Genomic DNA, 17,403 nt, shown 5'->3' with positions numbered 1-17,403 from the left:
TTCATATTCCTCATTGCCTTACCTGTACATTTCAATATGCACCTGATAGAGAATATCTATCGATAGCATAGCCATAAACAATTTTATAAAAGCTCTCTCACCAACTATCCTGACATCTAAACAACAGTCCAATGATGGGCATTCACTCAGGCGCTTTGCCAATGGGGAAACGTCTTTGTCTTTAAGAAAATACCCAATAATTCGATTACTGCTGAAACAACAGCCAAAGCAGTAACCGAGAATAAGCGACACTCAAGGAGCAAACATGGATCATAAAAACGTGAGTACAAACGGTCAATGCCCTGTTATGCATGGCGGTGCAACCTCTTCAGGCTCATCCAACGTAGCTTGGTGGCCAAACGCCCTCAACCTCGACATCCTGCACCAGCATGACCAGAAATCGAATCCAATGGGCCTAGACTTTAACTATCGTGAAGAACTTAAAAAGCTCGACGTTGAAGCCCTGAAAAATGATCTTAAAGCACTGATGACAGATAGCCAAGATTGGTGGCCAGCAGATTGGGGTCATTATGGTGGTTTAATGATCCGCATGGCGTGGCACTCTGCAGGCTCTTATCGTACAGGCGATGGTCGCGGTGGTGCTGATACCGGTAACCAACGTTTTGCACCTCTGAACTCTTGGCCTGATAATGCTAACTTAGACAAGGCTCGTCGCTTACTGTGGCCTATCAAACAAAAATACGGTAACAAAATCAGCTGGGCTGATCTGATGATCCTTGCGGGCAATATGGCATACGAGTCTATGGGCTTGAAGACTTTCGGCTTTGCTTTTGGCCGTGAAGACATTTGGCACCCAGAGAAAGACATCTACTGGGGCGCAGAAACCGAATGGCTGGCTGAAAGTGGGAGTGAAAACAGCCGCTACTCAGGTGAGCGGGACTTAGAAAATCCACTTGCCTCTGTCATGATGGGCTTAATCTACGTCAACCCTGAAGGGGTTGATGGTAACCCAGACCCACTAAAAACTGCTCAGGATATGCGCGTCACTTTTGAGCGCATGGGAATGAACGACGAAGAAACCGTTGCTCTTACGGCTGGTGGTCATACTGTTGGCAAAGCACACGGTAACGGAGATGCATCTCAATTGGGTGCGGAGCCCGAGCGAGCAGATCTTAATGAACAAGGTTTGGGTTGGAACAACCACACCTCTCGTGGTGTTGGTCGTGATACAGTGACCAGTGGGTTGGAAGGCGCATGGACAACCCACCCAACGCAATGGGATAACGGCTTCTTCCACCTCCTATTAAACTATGACTGGTCGCTGCAAAAAAGTCCGGCTGGCGCGTGGCAGTGGGAACCTGACAACATCAAAGAAGAAGATAAACCTGTCGATGTCGAAGACCCTAGTATCCGTCACAACCCAATCATGACAGATGCCGATATGGCGCTGAAAATAGACCCTGAATATCGCAAAATCTCAGAGCGCTTCTACCAAGATCCTGAGTACTTCTCAGACACCTTTGCTCGTGCATGGTTTAAGCTAACTCACCGCGATATGGGGCCCAAATCCCGTTATTACGGTCCAGATGTCCCAGCAGAAGATTTGATTTGGCAAGATCCTGTACCTGTAGGTCACAACAACTTCGATGTTGAAGCAGTCAAGGCCAAAATCGCTTCAAGTGGATTAAGCATCAGTGATATGGTCTCAACCGCCTGGGACAGTGCTCGTACCTACCGCAACTCAGACAAACGTGGCGGTGCCAACGGCGCACGCATTCGTCTTGCACCACAAAATCAGTGGCCAGGTAACGAACCTGAAGAGCTCGCTAAAGTACTTTCGATACTAGAAGGTATAGCCTCTGAATCAGGTGCTAGTATCGCCGATACCATAGTCCTTGCAGGCAACGTTGGTATCGAGCAAGCAGCGCAAGCTGCTGGAGTCAACATCTCCGTTCCCTTTGCTCCGGGACGTGGCGATGCGAGTGCTGAACAAACAGATATCGATTCATTTGATGTGCTAGAGCCTGTTGCAGACGGATTCAGAAACTGGCAGAAGCAGCATTATGCGGTCAGCCCTGAGGAGTTGATGCTCGACCATGCTCAACTATTGGGCTTAACCGCACCAGAGATGACGGTCCTCATTGGTGGTATGCGTGTCTTGGGAACTAACCACTCGGGTACTCGGCACGGTGTATTCACAGACAATGTCGGAGCACTGACAAACGACTTTTTTGTCAATCTGACGGACATGCGATACACATGGAAACCAACAGGGCGTAACTCCTACTCTATTATCGAACGTAGTAGTGGAAAAGAGAAATGGACAGCGACCCGAGTCGACCTTGTGTTCGGTTCCAACTCAATCCTACGCGCTTATGCAGAGGTTTACGCTCAAGACGATAACAAGGAGAAATTTGTTCGCGACTTTGTCGCAGCTTGGACCAAAGTCATGAACGCTGATCGATTCGATTTAAAACAGTAAGTTAGCTTGTCAGCCCACGGCCGACAATAGGTCGTGGGGTATCAACAAGCCAGACCTTGCAAGTGACTAACTCATCAACAATTTGGCAAATAACGACAAGTTGCACTAAATTTAAAGAGGTAACCATAGTTAAGAAACGAAGCGCATAAGAGCTTCACTAATCCATTAACCTTCGATGTTACAAGTGAGGAAGTTGGCTATGAAAGGATTCGAATTCTTTAAGTTGTTTGATACCAAAGAGCTGTTTATCTTCTACTGATGCTGAGCAACCCGCTTAAATCAGAACTGAAATCCATACGCCGATCGCTACCTGCACGCATCGGCGTATTGTTTTATTTAGCGCTTAATGTTTTCGCCACCGCTTTCATCAAAACAGAAGTATCCATACGCCCATAGCCATCTTGTTGTAGCTGAGCGTATTGCTCATCAACCTTCTTGGTTAAAGGTAAATCAAGCCCGACTCGTTCCGCTTCCTTTAGGCAGAAACCTAGGTCTTTGCGCATCCAGTCAATGGCAAAGCCAAAATCGAATTTATCTTGTGACATTGTCACGGCTCGATTTTCCATTTGCCATGAGCCAGCCGCACCATGCTTCAAGGTCTCGACCACTTGCTCAACATCCAAACCAGATTTTTGAGCGAGTAGTAGCGCTTCACTAAGCCCTTGCAGAATGCCACCAATACAGATTTGGTTGACCATTTTACAGCGCTGGCCCTGACCATTTTCCCCCAATAGCGTCATTTGTTTAGCGTACACATCCATCACTGGTGAGACTTGCTCGAACACTGCTTGCTCACCACCACACATAATGGTCAACACGCCGTTTTCCGCGCCCGCTTGACCACCAGAAACTGGCGCATCAATAAACTGATTACCGTTTTCTTTTGCTGCGGCCGCCAGTTCAACCGCCAGCTCAGCTGAGGTTGTAGTATGGTCGACCAGCACAGCACCTGCTTTCAACCCAGCCAGTACGCCATCTTCACCGTAAACAACACTTCGCACGTCATCATCATTGCCCACACAAATGAACACGACATCGCAATCCTGCGCTGCTTGCTTTGGCGTCTCACACGCAATACCTTGGTATTCCACAGCCCATTTGTCTGCTTTGGTTTTAGTGCGGTTAAACACTTTGGTGGAATATCCGGCTTTACTTAAGTAACCCGCCATCGGGTAACCCATCACACCTAGACCAATAAACGCGACTTGCTGCTGACTCATTCCTATTTCCTTTTAAGCTTTATAATTAGGTGGACAGTCTACTAAACATTTTCTCTTTGGTTTACTACAAACACCCATTAAATGATTCCAGATAAAGAAAAAGCCCCAATCAGGGGCTTAATCTAACAAAACACATTACTTACATTTTGACCAAGTCTTTCCTTTATCTGGAGAGCACTCCAATGAAGAGGTACCATTATAGTAATAGGTATTCTTCCACCAATCACCGATGGCGTTTCTTGAAATTGCAATACCGTTAAATTTAAACGGTGTCACTGCCACTTGGGAGTGCTTAGACCTCACCCACGTGTGGGCCCCGTAATCTGAGTCGTCATTGAAATCTGAAGATATATAACTTAGTTGATCCAAAGTGCTACGGCTAAAACTATCGATCTTCTGCTCAACGTTTACCCATTCAGGATATTTAGGATCGGGATAATAACTAAAAGTATGCTGGGCGCGTAACATACCATCACGATAATTATTAACGACTATCACTTCTAAATATTGGGTGAAATTGCTTCCCACATTATTGTTTTTGCAGCTATCCCAATCCAGTTCTTGCGTACTTGAGCTATTACTCACACGATAAGTTTTCAGAGAGTTGGGTTGAATAAGTTGCTCAATTGACTCGGTGATATCACAGCTGTAGCTGGCGTTATCTTCATTAATCCATAATGATGCATTCTTAGTGTAGTCAAACCCTGCTTTCTTTTTCGTATTTCGCTCTGTATGACGAGTCAGTAATACTTCGGTCTGTAAGTCTTCTGAGACTTCGTATTCCGTGTGTACTAGCTTAGTGTCAGTTAAAACTGTTTTGACCTTATACCATTTGTCGATTTTTTGCTGTGTATCTTTGTCCCAGTATTTCCAATAGTAGTCTACATAGGCTTGATGAGCGCCAGGATTTACCTGCTGAAGTGCCTTAGTATCACTGTATGACTTCCTAATTGCGGGCATCATCTTCTGAGCTAATTCATACAGCTCTTTATTTTGTTCCTTAATGAAATCACCGTAAATCTTATCTACTGCGATGTTATAACGTGCCGCAATACGATGATCGTGCTCCTTAACATTCTGGATCACTTTCTCTTGCGTATTTACAGCAGACCTCAACCCGGTACAACTGGTAATACCACTTTCATTTAGGTCTTCCTGAATTTGATTCCACAATACTGTCGTTAAAGGTGTGGTAGATTTTATCTCATGCTCTGAACTGAGTGTCATTGCTGGAGGAAAGACAAGCTGGTATGGCTCACTGATCGGCGTATTAGGATGATCCGCATCAACCGCACCAACAGGCACATTTACAACAATAGGCGCGTAATCAATACAGTCAGAGTTACTACCTGACAAAGATAATCGATAGCTACCCTCAGAATTAGTTACAGCACTAGGCTCACCAGAGTCTAACTGACCGTTGTAATTGATATCAAGAAAAGCCGTCGCGCCAGAGATGTATCCATCTATGGCCACACCTTGAAGGCTTCGTGTTTGAGATGAAGTACTAGAGCTAGGTGAACCACCGTCGCCGCCTCCCCCGCATGCGACTAGGCCTGCTGAGATGGATACAACAGCAATAAGTTTAAGGTTCATTGCAAAATCCCCGATGAATAATGAAAGGCAAAAACGCGCCATTAGAGTGTAATGGCGCGTGGCGTTATAGCAGTGGTTAACGCAGTGCGAATGCTAACAGCTGTAGATTTAGAAAAACACGTAAGAAATGGGACAAAATAGTGCATGTTTTTTCATTCAAATGGCCGACCTTCTCACTTAACCCACTATTTTCAGTGGCTCATTATTGTGAATACGTTGCTAAAGCCTTAAGCACCGGAAGTCTATCATCGTTAAGAACCTTATATTTATTGGCAAAAGCACGCTGATATCCACATACATTCCATTCACCAAATTCACTTTCAGAACACTCATAGACTGTACTGCCATCATCGTAATCAGTTTCCTTAAACCAGACATCATCTGAGTACTTGATTGTTATAACTTGTGACGACTCATTCGAACTAAACTCTGCTTTCGATCTCACCCAGAATAATGAACCGTAACCCTCGTTCTCACGAAAATCGGGATCTATATGAACAAAACTTTCCAGCAAGTTTCCATTGACGTTGTTCAACGTAGGATCCACATCTACCCATGCAGCATTGGCCTTATATTGATCATAATGAAAACGATGTCCAATAATGACTGTCCCTTGATTCTGACTATTATCAACCGCCATCACTTCTACCGTTTGCTCATAATCATCCCCACCAACATCATAATTGAGACAAACGTCCATCTCGGATTCTTGTTTAGTAGCAGATTGATTAGTTACGACATAATAAAGCCATGAATTTGCATAGAGCTTATGAGTTTCCTCAATGGTTTGTTTAATTGAACATTTAAAGGGAAGATTCTCTATAGACTCTTGATTACCCTCGGTTTCTCTACGCAGGCTGTACTCTCTTGTATAGGACAGATCACTATTCTCGGCTGTATATGTCACAACATGCTCAATCAATTGAGGGTCAACAAGCTCGCTCGTTACGTCAAATGTTCTTCTTTCTACCTTTGAGCCACTCTTTGTCACTTGAACTTTATACCATTGGTCGTTCTGCTCGTCATTGGTATCCTCATCACTGCGGACAATGTAACTAACGTAAGCTTCTTCGGCTGTCGGATTCTGTTGTCTTAACATCTTTGATTCACGATAAGAGGCCTTGATTACTGGCATTAGTTTCTGTGTAAGCGCTTTTACTTCATTGTCATCCTCTTTTATGAAGTCACTATACAGCTGATCTACACTAACGTTGTTCCGGTTCGCTACATCGTTTTCTAATTCCTGGATACTATTGTCTGTAATGCCTTGCAACTGAATCGCAAGTTTTAGGTCTGCACAACTACCCATAGCATTATCATCTATATCTAGGTTTAGCTTCATCTCGTTCCAAAGCATGGAAGTCAATGGAGTCGTTGACTTAATTTCAGAACCTGAAGTCGTCATCTTTACTGGAGGAAAGAACAGCTGATATGCTTCTTCGATCGGAGTGTTTGGGTTGTCAGCATCAATGGCGCCAACAGGTACATCAACCACGATTGGCGCATAATCAATACAATCCGCATTCTCTCCTGATAGAGAAAGCTCATATCGACCATTGGCATCGGTAATACTTTTTGGTTCACCGCTATCCAGTTCACCGTTGTAATTCAGATCAAGAAATGCAGTTGCACCTGATATGTAACCATCAATGGCAACACCTTGAATTGATTTAGATTGAAGAGAAGATGGCGATGTGGCTGACGAGGTTTCTCCTCCGTTACCACCTCCACCGCAAGCAGTCAAAAGTGTAGAAACAGTCGCGATAGCTATAATTTTGGAAGTCATGATAATAGGCCCTGACACATATTTCCTATGAGTAAAACTGCACTGCACAAAGCAATGCATCCTAATGTGTAATCATTGGTAACACGTGCTGATGGTATAGGCTTTAATAGGCATAAAACATGAAAGGGTCAGGTAGAAATAATGCATGTTTTATTAACCATCTACTATCAGAAAATAAGATTAACTTATTGTTTTTCCTTATCAATCCAAAGCTTATAGAACTCACTCAACCCTGACTTACTTGTTTCAACGCCATGCACTTCAAGACTACGCGTGATTTTTTCTTTACCATGGAACAGAGGCAGCAGCAGGTTCTTGTCATACAGGTCCTGCTCAATTTTACGTAATGAATAAGCGTACAAAATATCACTCATTGCATGCTTCACTTGTTCATAATGAGTATTCATTTCTGTTTGATCATAAATGAATTTCAGGCCGGAGCAGGCAAGAAGCCAATCATACAATCCAAACTCTTCAGGCTGCTCTATGACTTCTTCGATAAAGAGAATATCGGCATGGTCACTGACTGAGCTTGGATTGCTAATATCCTCTAACTCGAGAATTTCAAGGGTCAGCCCGGTTTCTAGAATCGTGCTCTTTAGCCATTTAGCGATCTTTTTGAGATATGGAATGGTCAGTCGAGGCATGGTCAGTACCAAGTGCCCGTTTAAACGCGGTGGCGCGTCATCAGAAATACGCTCCAAACAAGGGGTAAAACTGACATCATTAACAACCGTTTCTGAGTCCAGATTAGCGCGACAGCGACGCAAGTACTCAACAAGCCGATGAAGGTTGTTTCGGCTGACCTCTGCGTCAGGCCTTAAATTGATAGCAAGGTAAGACAAAGCATTAATCGTACTTTCCTCACAATCTCCATCCTTATTGAAACTGAGGCTAAAGTCACTCAGCTCTGAAGAAGAAGACAAGGTGATCTTATCCAGCAAGGCTGATTGCGCATAGTAATTACGATGCCGTTTCAACACCAAGCGCTCTCGGTCCCAATCCTTCAGATAGAAAGGCCCACTTCCTATATACGTACTAAGGCCACTTGAGAAATACGTAGATTTTAGGCGATAGATTGAAGCATGAACCACACACAAAACATGCAAAAACAAGGGATTAGGTTGCTGGAGCTCCATCGTTACTTGCCCTGCGCCGAGAACGCGTATGCCGATCACCTGTTCAAAAAGGTACTTAACCGGTCCATCCGTTACTTTAAGCCGATGTAGACACTCGGAAACATCAGTGGCCTCTAACACTTCACCATCGTGGCAAATAATATCTTGCCGCAACCATAAATGAATAAATCGTCCTTCCACTTTCCAGCTATGTGCTAACCCCGCTTGAATACGGCCTGATTCATCTTGCGTCAACAAGGTACTATAGACGCTACGAATGACCTGCATTTCTGCAATTCGATACGTCTTAGCAGGTTCTAATGTATCTACCCATGGATATTCAGTGATCAGCAAACTATCACAACGCTCGTTAACACTCGCTTGTGTTAACGTTGCTTCAGCCAAAGCTTTGACCGCAAGGTGTCCATACAGATCCATTAAACGAGAAATACAAGAAAAGCGCCCTTGTTCTAGCTCTTTATAAAAGATTTGCTCTAGTGCTCCCTGCAGATTATGCAAGATCTTAAACTGACTGAGTTTTCCTCTTCCCTTAGAGGGAAGCCAACTGATCCAACCTATCTCAGACAAGCTTTTCAGAATATTAGAAGTGTTTCTTCTCGAAGTTGATAATGCTATCTCCAGTTCATCGATCGACAGATGATATGTTTTCCCTGCCTCATATTTTATAAGCAGTTGCTGGAGTCTGCGTAAGCTTACGTCGTTCAATGGCCACCTTAACTCAACAAATAATAAATGACGGTTTCGTCAACGTTATAAAAAAGTGCTCGAGCTGACATTTTGTACAACTTTCGAACATTTCGTTCAAAAAACAACCTCAATCCCTGCAAAGTTCTACTCTACTAGAAATTTTATAAATTGGACCCCTACAGAATGTGACCGTAATTCAGTCTTCTATTTCGAGCACTACTAATAGCAAGCCATAAAAATATCATTAGCCTGAATATCAATAACGAGAAACACCCTATGAAAAAAATAACAACTTTACTCGCTGCCACCGCTGCGCTCAGCGTACCGCAAGTCACTTATGCCGATGCAATCCTGCATGCATTCAACTGGAAATATTCGGATGTAACGAATAACGCCCAGCAAATCGCCGCAAACGGATTCAAAAAGGTTCTGATTTCACCCGCTATGAAGTCAAGTGGCACCCAATGGTGGGCACGTTATCAACCTCAGGATTTTCGTGTTATCGATTCTCCTCTGGGCAATAAGCAAGATTTAGAAGCGATGATTGCTGCACTTAAAGCGCAAGGCGTAGATGTTTATGCCGATGTCGTTCTGAATCATATGGCCAACGAAGCGTCAAAGCGCGGTGACCTGAATTACCCTGGCACCGATGTGCTTAACGACTACTCTGCACGCTCAAGTTATTACGCCAACCAGACATTGTTTGGCGACTTGAGCCAAAACCTGTTCTCTGGCAATGACTTCCACGCTGCAGGTTGTATCACCAACTGGAACGACCCAGGTCACGTTCAGTACTGGCGACTTTGTGGTGACAATGGCGATACCGGATTACCAGATTTAGATCCAAACAACTGGGTAGTGTCACAACAGAAGATATACCTTCAGGCACTCAAATCGATGGGAATTAAAGGCTTCCGCATCGATGCTGTCAAACACATGAGTCAGTACCAGATCGATCAGATTTTTACATCAGATATTACGTCTGGAATGCATGTTTTCGGTGAAGTCATTACCAGTGGTGGTAAGGGCGACAGTGGCTATGAAGCCTTTTTGGCACCTTACCTGAATAATACCAATCACGCCGCTTACGATTTCCCTCTGTTCGCTTCTATTCGTGGCGCTTTCTCTTTCGGTGGCGGATTAAACCAACTTCATGATCCTCAAGCCTACGGTCAAGCGTTAGAGGACTCACGCGCCATTACCTTCACCGTGACTCATGACATCCCAACCAATGATGGCTTCCGTTATCAAATCATGGATCCTAAGGATGAACAGCTAGCTTACGCATACGTTTTGGGTAAAGACGGTGGTACGCCACTTGTCTATAGTGATGAGCTACCAGATAGCGAAGATAGAGATAATGGTCGCTGGGCTGACGTCTGGAAAGACGCCACTATGATTAACATGCTCAAGTTCCACAACTCGATGCAGGGTAAATCAATGACCGTCTTACACAGCGACCAGTGCACGCTGGTCTTCAAACGTGGTAAGGAAGGCGTAGTCGGCATCAACAAGTGTGGCGATGCGAAATCCGTTACTGTGGATACGTACCAACACGAGTTCAATTGGAACGTTTCGTACAAAGACACGCTAACGGGAGATACCACTGTCGTGAGTTCGCGCAACCATACGTTTAACATTCCAGCACGCACAGCAAGAATGTGGATGCTGTAATTTCCGTTAAAATGACAAAGGTCTGGTAAATACCAGACCTTTGATTATTTAATCACCCTCAGCCTACTCATCATTTTCCTTCCTATAACCTTCACATTCAACAAACCCACGTCTAGGTCAGCACTTTTACTATAATTATGATGTGTGCCAGAATGGGCTTCCTAACTGTTAAGGATTAAGCTGTACCTATGAAAATTCAAGCCGCTATCTTTGATATGGATGGCCTACTGTTAGACACAGAACGTGTATGCATGCGCGTATTCAAACAAGCTTGTGTTAACGTCAACCTACCTTTTTATGAAGACGTCTATCTCTCAATCATCGGGCGTAATGCTGCCGGTATAGAAAAGATCTTTCGTGCCGCCTATGGAGACGATCTTGATAAGCTTCATGATGAATGGCGTCGTAATTATGATGCTATTGTCAAACACCAACCAATACCAGTGAAAGAAGGCGTAGTCGAACTGTTGAAATGGCTACGAGAGAACCAAATTCCGACGGCGGTTGCCACCTCGACTCACCGTGATATCGCAGAGGTTAAATTGCGCTTGGCAAGCTTAGACCAATATTTCGATGGTCTAACCTGTGGCTGTGAAGTTTCAGTTGGTAAACCCGATCCGGAAATTTACCTACTCGCCGCCGACCGTCTCAATGTCCAAGCTCAGCATTGTATTGCATTCGAAGACTCCAATAATGGAGTCAAAAGTGCGGTCGCTGCCAGCATGACCACTTATCAAATTCCCGACTTGGTGGAGCCTTGTGCAGACGTAAAGGCGTTAGGGCATTATATTCTTCCCTCGCTACACTCTGCACTTGAACATCTTAAGCAAGCTTAGCCACACCACAGATAGAGGGGGCAATATCAGTTGATTGCTCCTCTATAGTCTATCTACATTAGCAACCCCTTATTCAATTAACCGATTTGCAATAACCAAAGGTTCTAATAATCTGATAATGGAGGGTTTTTATCTCTTCACACCACCACCATCTAAACTAGTGCCGGATATCATTTTTGGATAAGGAAGAACAATGACTCACGAATACGTACCGCCTAAAGTATGGAAAAATGAACCAAGTTCAGGTAATCAATGGGCAAATATAAACCGTCCAGAAGCAGGAGCAAGATTTGAAAGAGAACTGCCCGTTGGTGAGCACCCATTTCAGCTTTACTCATTAGGCACGCCAAATGGTCAAAAAATTACCATTATGTTTGAAGAGCTTTTAGCACGTGGTATTCAAGAAGCAGAATATGATGCTCATATCATTAATATCGGTGACTCTGACCAATTCTCATCGGGGTTTGTTTCGGTAAACCCAAACTCAAAAATTCCTGCTTTAGTGGATAAGTCGGGTGATGAGCCAATTAACGTGTTTGAATCGGCATCGATACTGGTTCACCTTGCTGAGAAGTTCGGTGTGTTTTTACCTGAAAGTGGCCCAGCTAGAACACAAACATTTAACTGGCTATTCTGGGCGCAAGGTTCTGCCCCATTTTTAGGCGGCGGGTTTGGTCATTTCTATGCTTATGCTGATGAAAAACAAGAATATCCGATTAACCGCTTTGCTATGGAAGTAAAACGCCAGTTAGATGTGTTGGATAAGCAACTTGCCAAAAACACTTACGTATCGGGTGAGGAATATACAATTGCCGATATGGCGATTTGGCCATGGTATGGCAATCTGGTGTTAGGCAAGGCATACGATGCCGCTGAGTTTTTACAGGTCCATACCTATGAGAATGTTGTGCGTTGGGCAAAACAGATTGAAGCTCGTGAAGCCGTTCAACGTGGTCGTATCGTCAACCGTACTATGGGTGAAGAATGGGAGCAATTACCAGAGCGCCATAGTGCCGATGACATCGACAAGGTACTAAAACTAAAGCCATAAGAGGGATTAGTCATAAAGCAATCTGTCAGCCTAGGCAGATTGCTTTATTTTTTTGGTGTTTGAACCATGTTAATCAACTTGTAACGTCTCGTATCTCAACTCCAAGAACTTACGTGTTGCCGCACTTGGCGCACTTTCAATGGCCAGTTTGTAAAAAGTGCTAGCCTCTCTTTTTTGTCCTAATTGACTAAGAATATGCGCACGACTCGCATACCAAGGTTGGTAATCTGTAAGGTCTTTTTTTAACTCATCCAACTTTGTAAGCGCCAGTTCTGGGTGACCTGTCTCCGCAATCACGACTGCCCAATTCAAGGCGATAACCGAAGTGGGCTCGAATTGCCATAGCGATTGATAAAGCAAAGACATTTGTTCCCAATCGGGGCTAGGCTTCATCATGTGGCAGTCTGTTATCGCAGCCTTGATCTGAAATGGCCCTGGTTGTCTTTTTTTGATGGCATTAGAAAGGAGAAGATGAGCTTCATCAATATTGTTTTTCTGCCATAGGCTAGTGTCCTGTTCTTCGACAGGTACCATCACTCCACTTGCATTTATTCGAGCTTTACGTCTCGCATCCGTAAGTAACATTAAGGCAAGTACACCTTCAATTTCAGGATCATTGGGTCGCAGCTTGTCAAGAAGCCTAGCCAAAAAGATCCCCTCTTGGCATAGCAAGCGTGGACATTCACCCTCCCTGACATAGCCAGTGGTGAATATCAAATAAATGGTTGTTAATACCGTCTCCAGTCGCTCATCCCATCTATCTGCTTCTGGAATAGTGAACCCAATTCCTTTAGCTTTAATTTTGGCCTTTGCTCGATACAAGCGTTGCCCCATGGTTTGCTCGCTATCAAGAAAAGCAGCAGCAATTTCCTTTGTCGTCAAATTACAAACCGTACGCAAGGTTAGAGCGACACGTGACTTTTCTTCCAAGGCTGGATGACAACAGGTAAAAATAAGGCGCAAACGTTCATCCGGAATCGTTTCGGGAACACCGTATTCCTCACCACCCATGAAGTTGTCAACCATATCTCGAACCTTTCTCTCATCTCGTTGCGCCGAACGAATATGGTCTACTCCCTTGTTTAATCCAACTCTCATCAGCCAAGCTGCTGGGTTATGCGGCAGGCCAGATCGCGTCCAGTGTTTCAATGCTGCAATTGATGCTTCCTGTAGAGCATCTTCGGCTAATTGAAAATCATTAAGGCGTGAAATAAGCCCCGCCAAAAGCCGCCCTCTGTCTTTGCTCAAGACATCATTAATCACATGGCCAACGGCAATTGATTTTGACGAGGCTTGGTTCATACACTAACCTACTTCGTTATAATCTAACAAAGGGCGAACTTCGATAGTACCAAACTTAGCCACGGGAATGATTTCTGCACATCGCAGTGCCGCATCCAAGTCGGGGACATCAACAATATAGTATCCACCCAAATGTTCACGTGTTTCAGCAAAAGGCCCATCCATAGTTTCTACCTTGCCGGATTTAATCCGCAGTGAAGTCGCCGTATTAACATCCTGTAAACCTTCTCCGCCAACAAGTACACCATCCTTTTCAAAAGTCTCCGTCGTGAGGGCAAAGTCTTCCATCATCTTGTCGAATTCGGGGGTACCAAATGCTGGTTCTTGATCTGGTGCAGCATAAAGTAAAAGCATGTATTTCATCTTAAGTTTCCTTTTGGTTTGTTCTTTCATACTCAAGGACGTTTGCGCTTGGCTATTTTCGACATGCACTCAAAATTTTTTCAGTTTTTGTAGATGTACAGTAGAACAAAGACTAAATATTCTTCAATTTCAATATTTATTATTCAGTTCCGAAAACAGCGAACGTTTCTTTCGTTCCGTTGATAGCATTTGCCTGAAACTATTCACTACAAAAGTAAATGGAGGTATGAGACGTGTTCAAGAATATGCATAAAATGGACGAACCGATAGTTATTTGTAATGTATGGGATATACCAAGCGCGAAGATTGCCGAAAATGTTGGGTTTTCTGTCATTGGTACTTCTAGCGCAGCTATAGCGAATAACCTTGGAAAGGCAGATGGAGAAAATTCCGAATACTCTTTAGGGTAGGTTACTAAAAGTATACTAATTGTAATCCAATATTAGGTAACTAATATATACCGCAAGAGACGAGGGTTTCATTGGTTTATCCAATCTATTTTTTAGTGGAGTAATTAGCTATGAGTCATGTTCTTATCATCAATGCTCACGAACCATCACCTTTCTCAGAAGGTAAACTTAACGCTTCTTTGGTATGTCAGCATTGCCGACTTTTGCTTGTTATGACGTGATGAAGAATGCCGATATTGAAAATGACTTTGCACGCTTTGAATCGCACCTTAACGAGCTATTTTAATTAACAAAAGCAGTAGGGTTCGCTAATTGCCTCTACTGAGAACTTAATTCAATCAGCGCATAATGCTACTATAGTGTAAGAATTAAACTAGGGACTTGTGGCTTCTTTCAATGAATGAACCCCTGCTATCTGGTTTCTTGATTTGTGAGGTTGTATGAAAGCAAGAGTAGAAGTAGATCCAAGAGGGCGTAAAAATGTTATCGATGCCTGCTCTGAGCCTTGTGCGATAGAAAAAGGCATGCGGATCTTGGGTTCTAAGTGGAAAGGTTCCATCATCTACCACCTGAAAGACGGCCCAGTCAGATTTAATGATCTTACAAGAATGTTGGGCGGAGCCAGTAAGAAGATGGTTGACCAGCGCCTAAAAGAGCTAGAAAGTGAAAATATGGTGGTACGTCGCGTGATCAATGACAAGCCTCTAGCGGTGAGTTATGAGCTGACTGAGTTTGGCACAAGCGCTCTGACAATTCTTGATGAATTGAGGAAGTGGTCTGAAAGTAACAATATTCAGATTAAATGATGTTCAGCTATGTAGTGTTGGTTCAAACAATCACTGAACAACCGATACAAAAAGGCAATCTGTTACGAGATTGCTTTTTTTCTTTCTTGCCTTGTGAGGTTTGAGACTTAGTAGTCTAGCGTTCCTCGGATTGGGTAATGGTTATTTGGATCACGAATCCAAGCTAGACCGCGAGTTAATGCGCCAAGCTCAGGCCTTACAAATGGGTTGTTTGATAGGTCAACGACATGGACATTGCCGTGCTCATTGACGACAAACAGCCCTGGCTCTGCAAAGTTATGGTCAGTTTCTGCTTCAGAACGCGGTAGAGAAATATAAAGCCCTAACGTCTTCATTTGTTGCTCACTTAGACCATAAGCAATTGGGAAACTGATATCGAGCTTTTCTAGATGTTGCTCTAATTGTTGTTTTGAATCGGCAGAGACAGCCAAAATATCAACGCCTGCATCGCTGAAGGCCTGTTTGTAGGTCTCAATTTCATTAAGATATTTGGTGCAAAGCGGGCAATGCTTACCACGATAGATAAACACCGCTTGCCATGTTGCATCACCTAGAGGCTGACCTAGCGTAACTTTGGTCCCATCCAAGGTTGTTGCTTCTAATGTAGGGAAAGTGTCACCGGCTTTGAGCTTCTGTGAGTATGTCATCTCGACTCCTTGAATTGGGTTTACAACTAAGTAGATAAAAAGATAAGCCACTAGGAAACCAGTTGCAACTGGTATACTTTTAGTAACCTAGTTATGGGCGTGAGAATGTCTACCTCGTCTGGATGAAAACGGCAAAGCATTATTCTGCATCCGCCTTAGCCATCAGTTCAGATAGGATTTGTTTATAACCTTCAACTGGGTGCGCCCCAGAAACGCCAGACTCACGGTTGAAGACGACCGTTGGCACACTTGAAACACCCATTTGCTGCCATTGTTTCTCTGCGTTACGTATCGCACTACGTTGCTCCGCATCATTTAGCCAGCGCATTCCTTCTTCAGGGTCAAGGCCTACAAAGATTAGCTCTTGCTTGAGAATCTCGCGGTCAGAGACGTCTTTCTGCTCACTGAAAAATGCGGTAAATAAACGCATTTTTAGTTCAGTCTGCTTGCCCAAACTCTTGGCGTAATCAAGCAGAAGGTGTGCGTCAAATGTGTTCACCATCTTCATGTCATCGAAGTAGTTAAACTTGAAGCCATGCTCCGCGCCAATGCTGGCGATACGAATACGCGCCTTTTTACTTTCCTCTACGCTACTGCCATATTTACGTGCAACGTGCTGACGAAGGTTTTCTCCCTCAGCAGGCATATCCGGATTGAGCTCAAAAGGTTGCCATTCAATATCGATGCAGTCTTCAATGCCAAGCTCTTTAATAGCGGCTTGTAAGTGGTTGTAACCAATAATGCACCAAGGGCAAACGACATCACTAATAATGTCGAGTTTAATCATATTACTCATGATGATTCCTTATTAGAAAGTACTGTAGGCGTTACGCAAACAGTACTTGAGTGGTGTTATTGCTGTTGATTTAGATTAACGCTCGTTAGGATGCGTCCACGCATATTTTTGGAATGGCGCATCAGGTTCAGTATGTGCCAGTGCGTTAGTGAAGTTCGAGATAAGCTTTGCAGACAAACCCGTCAATACTTCAAGTGCTTGACGCTTGGTGAAACCTGCATCTAGGAAGGCTTGCAGTCTTTCATCACCAATATGACCACGGTTATCAAGCAGCTCTTTGGTAAAATCATGCAACGCTTGTAACTTCACATCAGGAATTGGAGTACCTTCGCGCAGCGCTTCAATCACTTCATCTGGCATTTTGCCTGCTTTCATCATCCATGTATGACCCGGAACGCAGTAGTGACAGTTGTTCTCAAAGTTCGCTGTCATGAAGACCACCTGCTGCTCTATCGGGCTGAATGTTGTGTTCTTGATAAACAGTTCGAAAACCGTGTTGTATGCTTCGTACGTCGCTGGTGCTTCAGCAAGAACTGCGTGCAGATTGGGTAGCATGCCAAAGCCTTTAAGAGACTGTTCTACCAGAGCTTTAGACTCTTCAGGTGCGGTTTCGGCGTTGTAATAAGTAAATTCAGTGCTCATGGTTA

At 43.9% G+C, this 17,403-nt stretch carries 14 protein-coding genes and 2 pseudogenes; 7 read left to right on the top strand and 9 right to left on the bottom strand.

Features of this window, described 5'->3' with window-relative positions; translation table 11 throughout:
• The first annotated feature begins 265 nt into the window (after positions 1-265).
• Positions 266-2,443 carry a catalase/peroxidase HPI gene (gene katG / locus CTT30_RS17355; protein ID WP_252037277.1) on the top strand — a complete coding sequence of 726 codons (2,178 nt, stop codon included), beginning with the start codon at positions 266-268 and terminating at the stop codon, positions 2,441-2,443.
• 332 nt (positions 2,444-2,775) lie between these two features.
• Here katG and CTT30_RS17350 read toward each other — a convergent pair whose 3' ends face one another.
• The 4 genes from CTT30_RS17350 to CTT30_RS17335 form a co-directional block, all read right to left on the bottom strand.
• On the bottom strand, positions 2,776-3,663 hold the full coding sequence (locus CTT30_RS17350; RefSeq protein WP_252037276.1) for an NAD(P)-dependent oxidoreductase: 888 nt from the start codon (positions 3,661-3,663) through the stop codon (positions 2,776-2,778).
• A 135-nt stretch (positions 3,664-3,798) separates the two neighbouring features.
• Positions 3,799-5,259, bottom strand: a complete 1,461-nt coding sequence (locus CTT30_RS17345; RefSeq protein WP_252037275.1) for a hypothetical protein — start codon at positions 5,257-5,259, stop codon at positions 3,799-3,801.
• Between the two features lie 202 nt (positions 5,260-5,461).
• On the bottom strand, positions 5,462-7,045 hold the full coding sequence (locus tag CTT30_RS17340; RefSeq protein WP_252037274.1) for a hypothetical protein: 1,584 nt from the start codon (positions 7,043-7,045) through the stop codon (positions 5,462-5,464).
• Positions 7,046-7,230: 185 nt separating this feature from the next.
• Positions 7,231-8,889, bottom strand: coding sequence for an ABC transporter substrate-binding protein (locus CTT30_RS17335; protein WP_252037273.1), 1,659 nt, complete (start codon positions 8,887-8,889; stop codon positions 7,231-7,233).
• A 258-nt stretch (positions 8,890-9,147) separates the two neighbouring features.
• Here CTT30_RS17335 and CTT30_RS17330 point away from each other — a divergent pair, with 258 nt between their 5' ends.
• From CTT30_RS17330 to yghU, 3 genes are all read left to right on the top strand, one after another.
• Positions 9,148-10,545: an alpha-amylase family protein gene (locus tag CTT30_RS17330; RefSeq protein WP_040121817.1), complete on the top strand. Its 1,398-nt coding sequence runs from the start codon at positions 9,148-9,150 to the stop codon at positions 10,543-10,545.
• A gap of 188 nt (positions 10,546-10,733) precedes the next feature.
• Positions 10,734-11,381, top strand: a complete 648-nt coding sequence (locus tag CTT30_RS17325) for an HAD family hydrolase (protein WP_252037272.1) — start codon at positions 10,734-10,736, stop codon at positions 11,379-11,381.
• 193 nt (positions 11,382-11,574) lie between these two features.
• Positions 11,575-12,432 (top strand): glutathione-dependent disulfide-bond oxidoreductase, encoded by an 858-nt coding sequence (yghU, locus tag CTT30_RS17320; RefSeq protein WP_252037271.1) that lies wholly within the window; start codon positions 11,575-11,577, stop codon positions 12,430-12,432.
• Positions 12,433-12,501: 69 nt separating this feature from the next.
• On the opposite strand, the gene CTT30_RS17315 is transcribed toward yghU, so the two are convergent.
• Positions 12,502-13,734 carry an RNA polymerase sigma factor gene (locus tag CTT30_RS17315; RefSeq protein ID WP_252037270.1) on the bottom strand — a complete coding sequence of 411 codons (1,233 nt, stop codon included), beginning with the start codon at positions 13,732-13,734 and terminating at the stop codon, positions 12,502-12,504.
• Positions 13,735-13,737: 3 nt separating this feature from the next.
• Positions 13,738-14,097 (bottom strand): YciI family protein, encoded by a 360-nt coding sequence (locus CTT30_RS17310; RefSeq protein WP_239864476.1) that lies wholly within the window; start codon positions 14,095-14,097, stop codon positions 13,738-13,740.
• A gap of 233 nt (positions 14,098-14,330) precedes the next feature.
• Between CTT30_RS17310 and CTT30_RS17305 the strand changes: the two are divergent.
• The 3 genes and pseudogenes from CTT30_RS17305 to CTT30_RS17295 all read left to right on the top strand — a co-directional run.
• Positions 14,331-14,495 (top strand): annotated as a pseudogene (locus CTT30_RS17305) (isocitrate lyase/phosphoenolpyruvate mutase family protein); the annotation flags it as partial.
• 184 nt (positions 14,496-14,679) lie between these two features.
• Positions 14,680-14,793, top strand: a pseudogene (locus tag CTT30_RS17300) (NAD(P)H-dependent oxidoreductase); the annotation flags it as partial.
• Positions 14,794-14,947: 154 nt separating this feature from the next.
• Positions 14,948-15,313, top strand: a complete 366-nt coding sequence (locus CTT30_RS17295) for a winged helix-turn-helix transcriptional regulator (RefSeq protein ID WP_006962697.1) — start codon at positions 14,948-14,950, stop codon at positions 15,311-15,313.
• Between the two features lie 107 nt (positions 15,314-15,420).
• On the opposite strand, the gene CTT30_RS17290 is transcribed toward CTT30_RS17295, so the two are convergent.
• From CTT30_RS17290 to CTT30_RS17280, 3 genes are all read right to left on the bottom strand, one after another.
• The gene (locus CTT30_RS17290) at positions 15,421-15,960 is read right to left on the bottom strand and encodes a peroxiredoxin family protein (RefSeq protein WP_252037269.1); all 540 of its coding nucleotides are present in this window, start codon (positions 15,958-15,960) and stop codon (positions 15,421-15,423) included.
• Positions 15,961-16,099: 139 nt separating this feature from the next.
• Positions 16,100-16,756: a DsbA family oxidoreductase gene (locus CTT30_RS17285; RefSeq protein ID WP_252037268.1), complete on the bottom strand. Its 657-nt coding sequence runs from the start codon at positions 16,754-16,756 to the stop codon at positions 16,100-16,102.
• Positions 16,757-16,831: 75 nt separating this feature from the next.
• Complete coding sequence (locus CTT30_RS17280; RefSeq protein WP_252037267.1) at positions 16,832-17,398, bottom strand: carboxymuconolactone decarboxylase family protein; 567 nt, start codon at positions 17,396-17,398, stop codon at positions 16,832-16,834.
• Positions 17,399-17,403: the final 5 nt, after the last annotated feature.

The organism is Vibrio coralliilyticus, from assembly GCF_024449095.1.
GTDB classification, from domain to species: domain Bacteria; phylum Pseudomonadota; class Gammaproteobacteria; order Enterobacterales; family Vibrionaceae; genus Vibrio; species Vibrio coralliilyticus_A.
The sequence above is the reverse complement of the archived record's forward strand: the minus strand, read 5'-3'. Positions and strand labels throughout refer to the sequence as shown.

Bases quoted from the DNA above. Each gene is read 5' to 3' on its own strand.
- katG (WP_252037277.1), top strand. From the start codon at position 266: ATGGATCATAAAAACGTGAGTACAAACGGTCAATGCCCTGTTATGCAT.
- CTT30_RS17350 (WP_252037276.1), bottom strand. From the start codon at position 3,663: ATGAGTCAGCAGCAAGTCGCGTTTATTGGTCTAGGTGTGATGGGTTAC.
- CTT30_RS17345 (WP_252037275.1), bottom strand. From the start codon at position 5,259: ATGAACCTTAAACTTATTGCTGTTGTATCCATCTCAGCAGGCCTAGTC.
- CTT30_RS17340 (WP_252037274.1), bottom strand. From the start codon at position 7,045: ATGACTTCCAAAATTATAGCTATCGCGACTGTTTCTACACTTTTGACT.
- CTT30_RS17330 (WP_040121817.1), top strand. From the start codon at position 9,148: ATGAAAAAAATAACAACTTTACTCGCTGCCACCGCTGCGCTCAGCGTA.
- CTT30_RS17325 (WP_252037272.1), top strand. From the start codon at position 10,734: ATGAAAATTCAAGCCGCTATCTTTGATATGGATGGCCTACTGTTAGAC.
- yghU (WP_252037271.1), top strand. From the start codon at position 11,575: ATGACTCACGAATACGTACCGCCTAAAGTATGGAAAAATGAACCAAGT.
- CTT30_RS17315 (WP_252037270.1), bottom strand. From the start codon at position 13,734: ATGAACCAAGCCTCGTCAAAATCAATTGCCGTTGGCCATGTGATTAAT.
- CTT30_RS17310 (WP_239864476.1), bottom strand. From the start codon at position 14,097: ATGAAATACATGCTTTTACTTTATGCTGCACCAGATCAAGAACCAGCA.
- CTT30_RS17295 (WP_006962697.1), top strand. From the start codon at position 14,948: ATGAAAGCAAGAGTAGAAGTAGATCCAAGAGGGCGTAAAAATGTTATC.
- CTT30_RS17290 (WP_252037269.1), bottom strand. From the start codon at position 15,960: ATGACATACTCACAGAAGCTCAAAGCCGGTGACACTTTCCCTACATTA.
- CTT30_RS17285 (WP_252037268.1), bottom strand. From the start codon at position 16,756: ATGAGTAATATGATTAAACTCGACATTATTAGTGATGTCGTTTGCCCT.
- CTT30_RS17280 (WP_252037267.1), bottom strand. From the start codon at position 17,398: ATGAGCACTGAATTTACTTATTACAACGCCGAAACCGCACCTGAAGAG.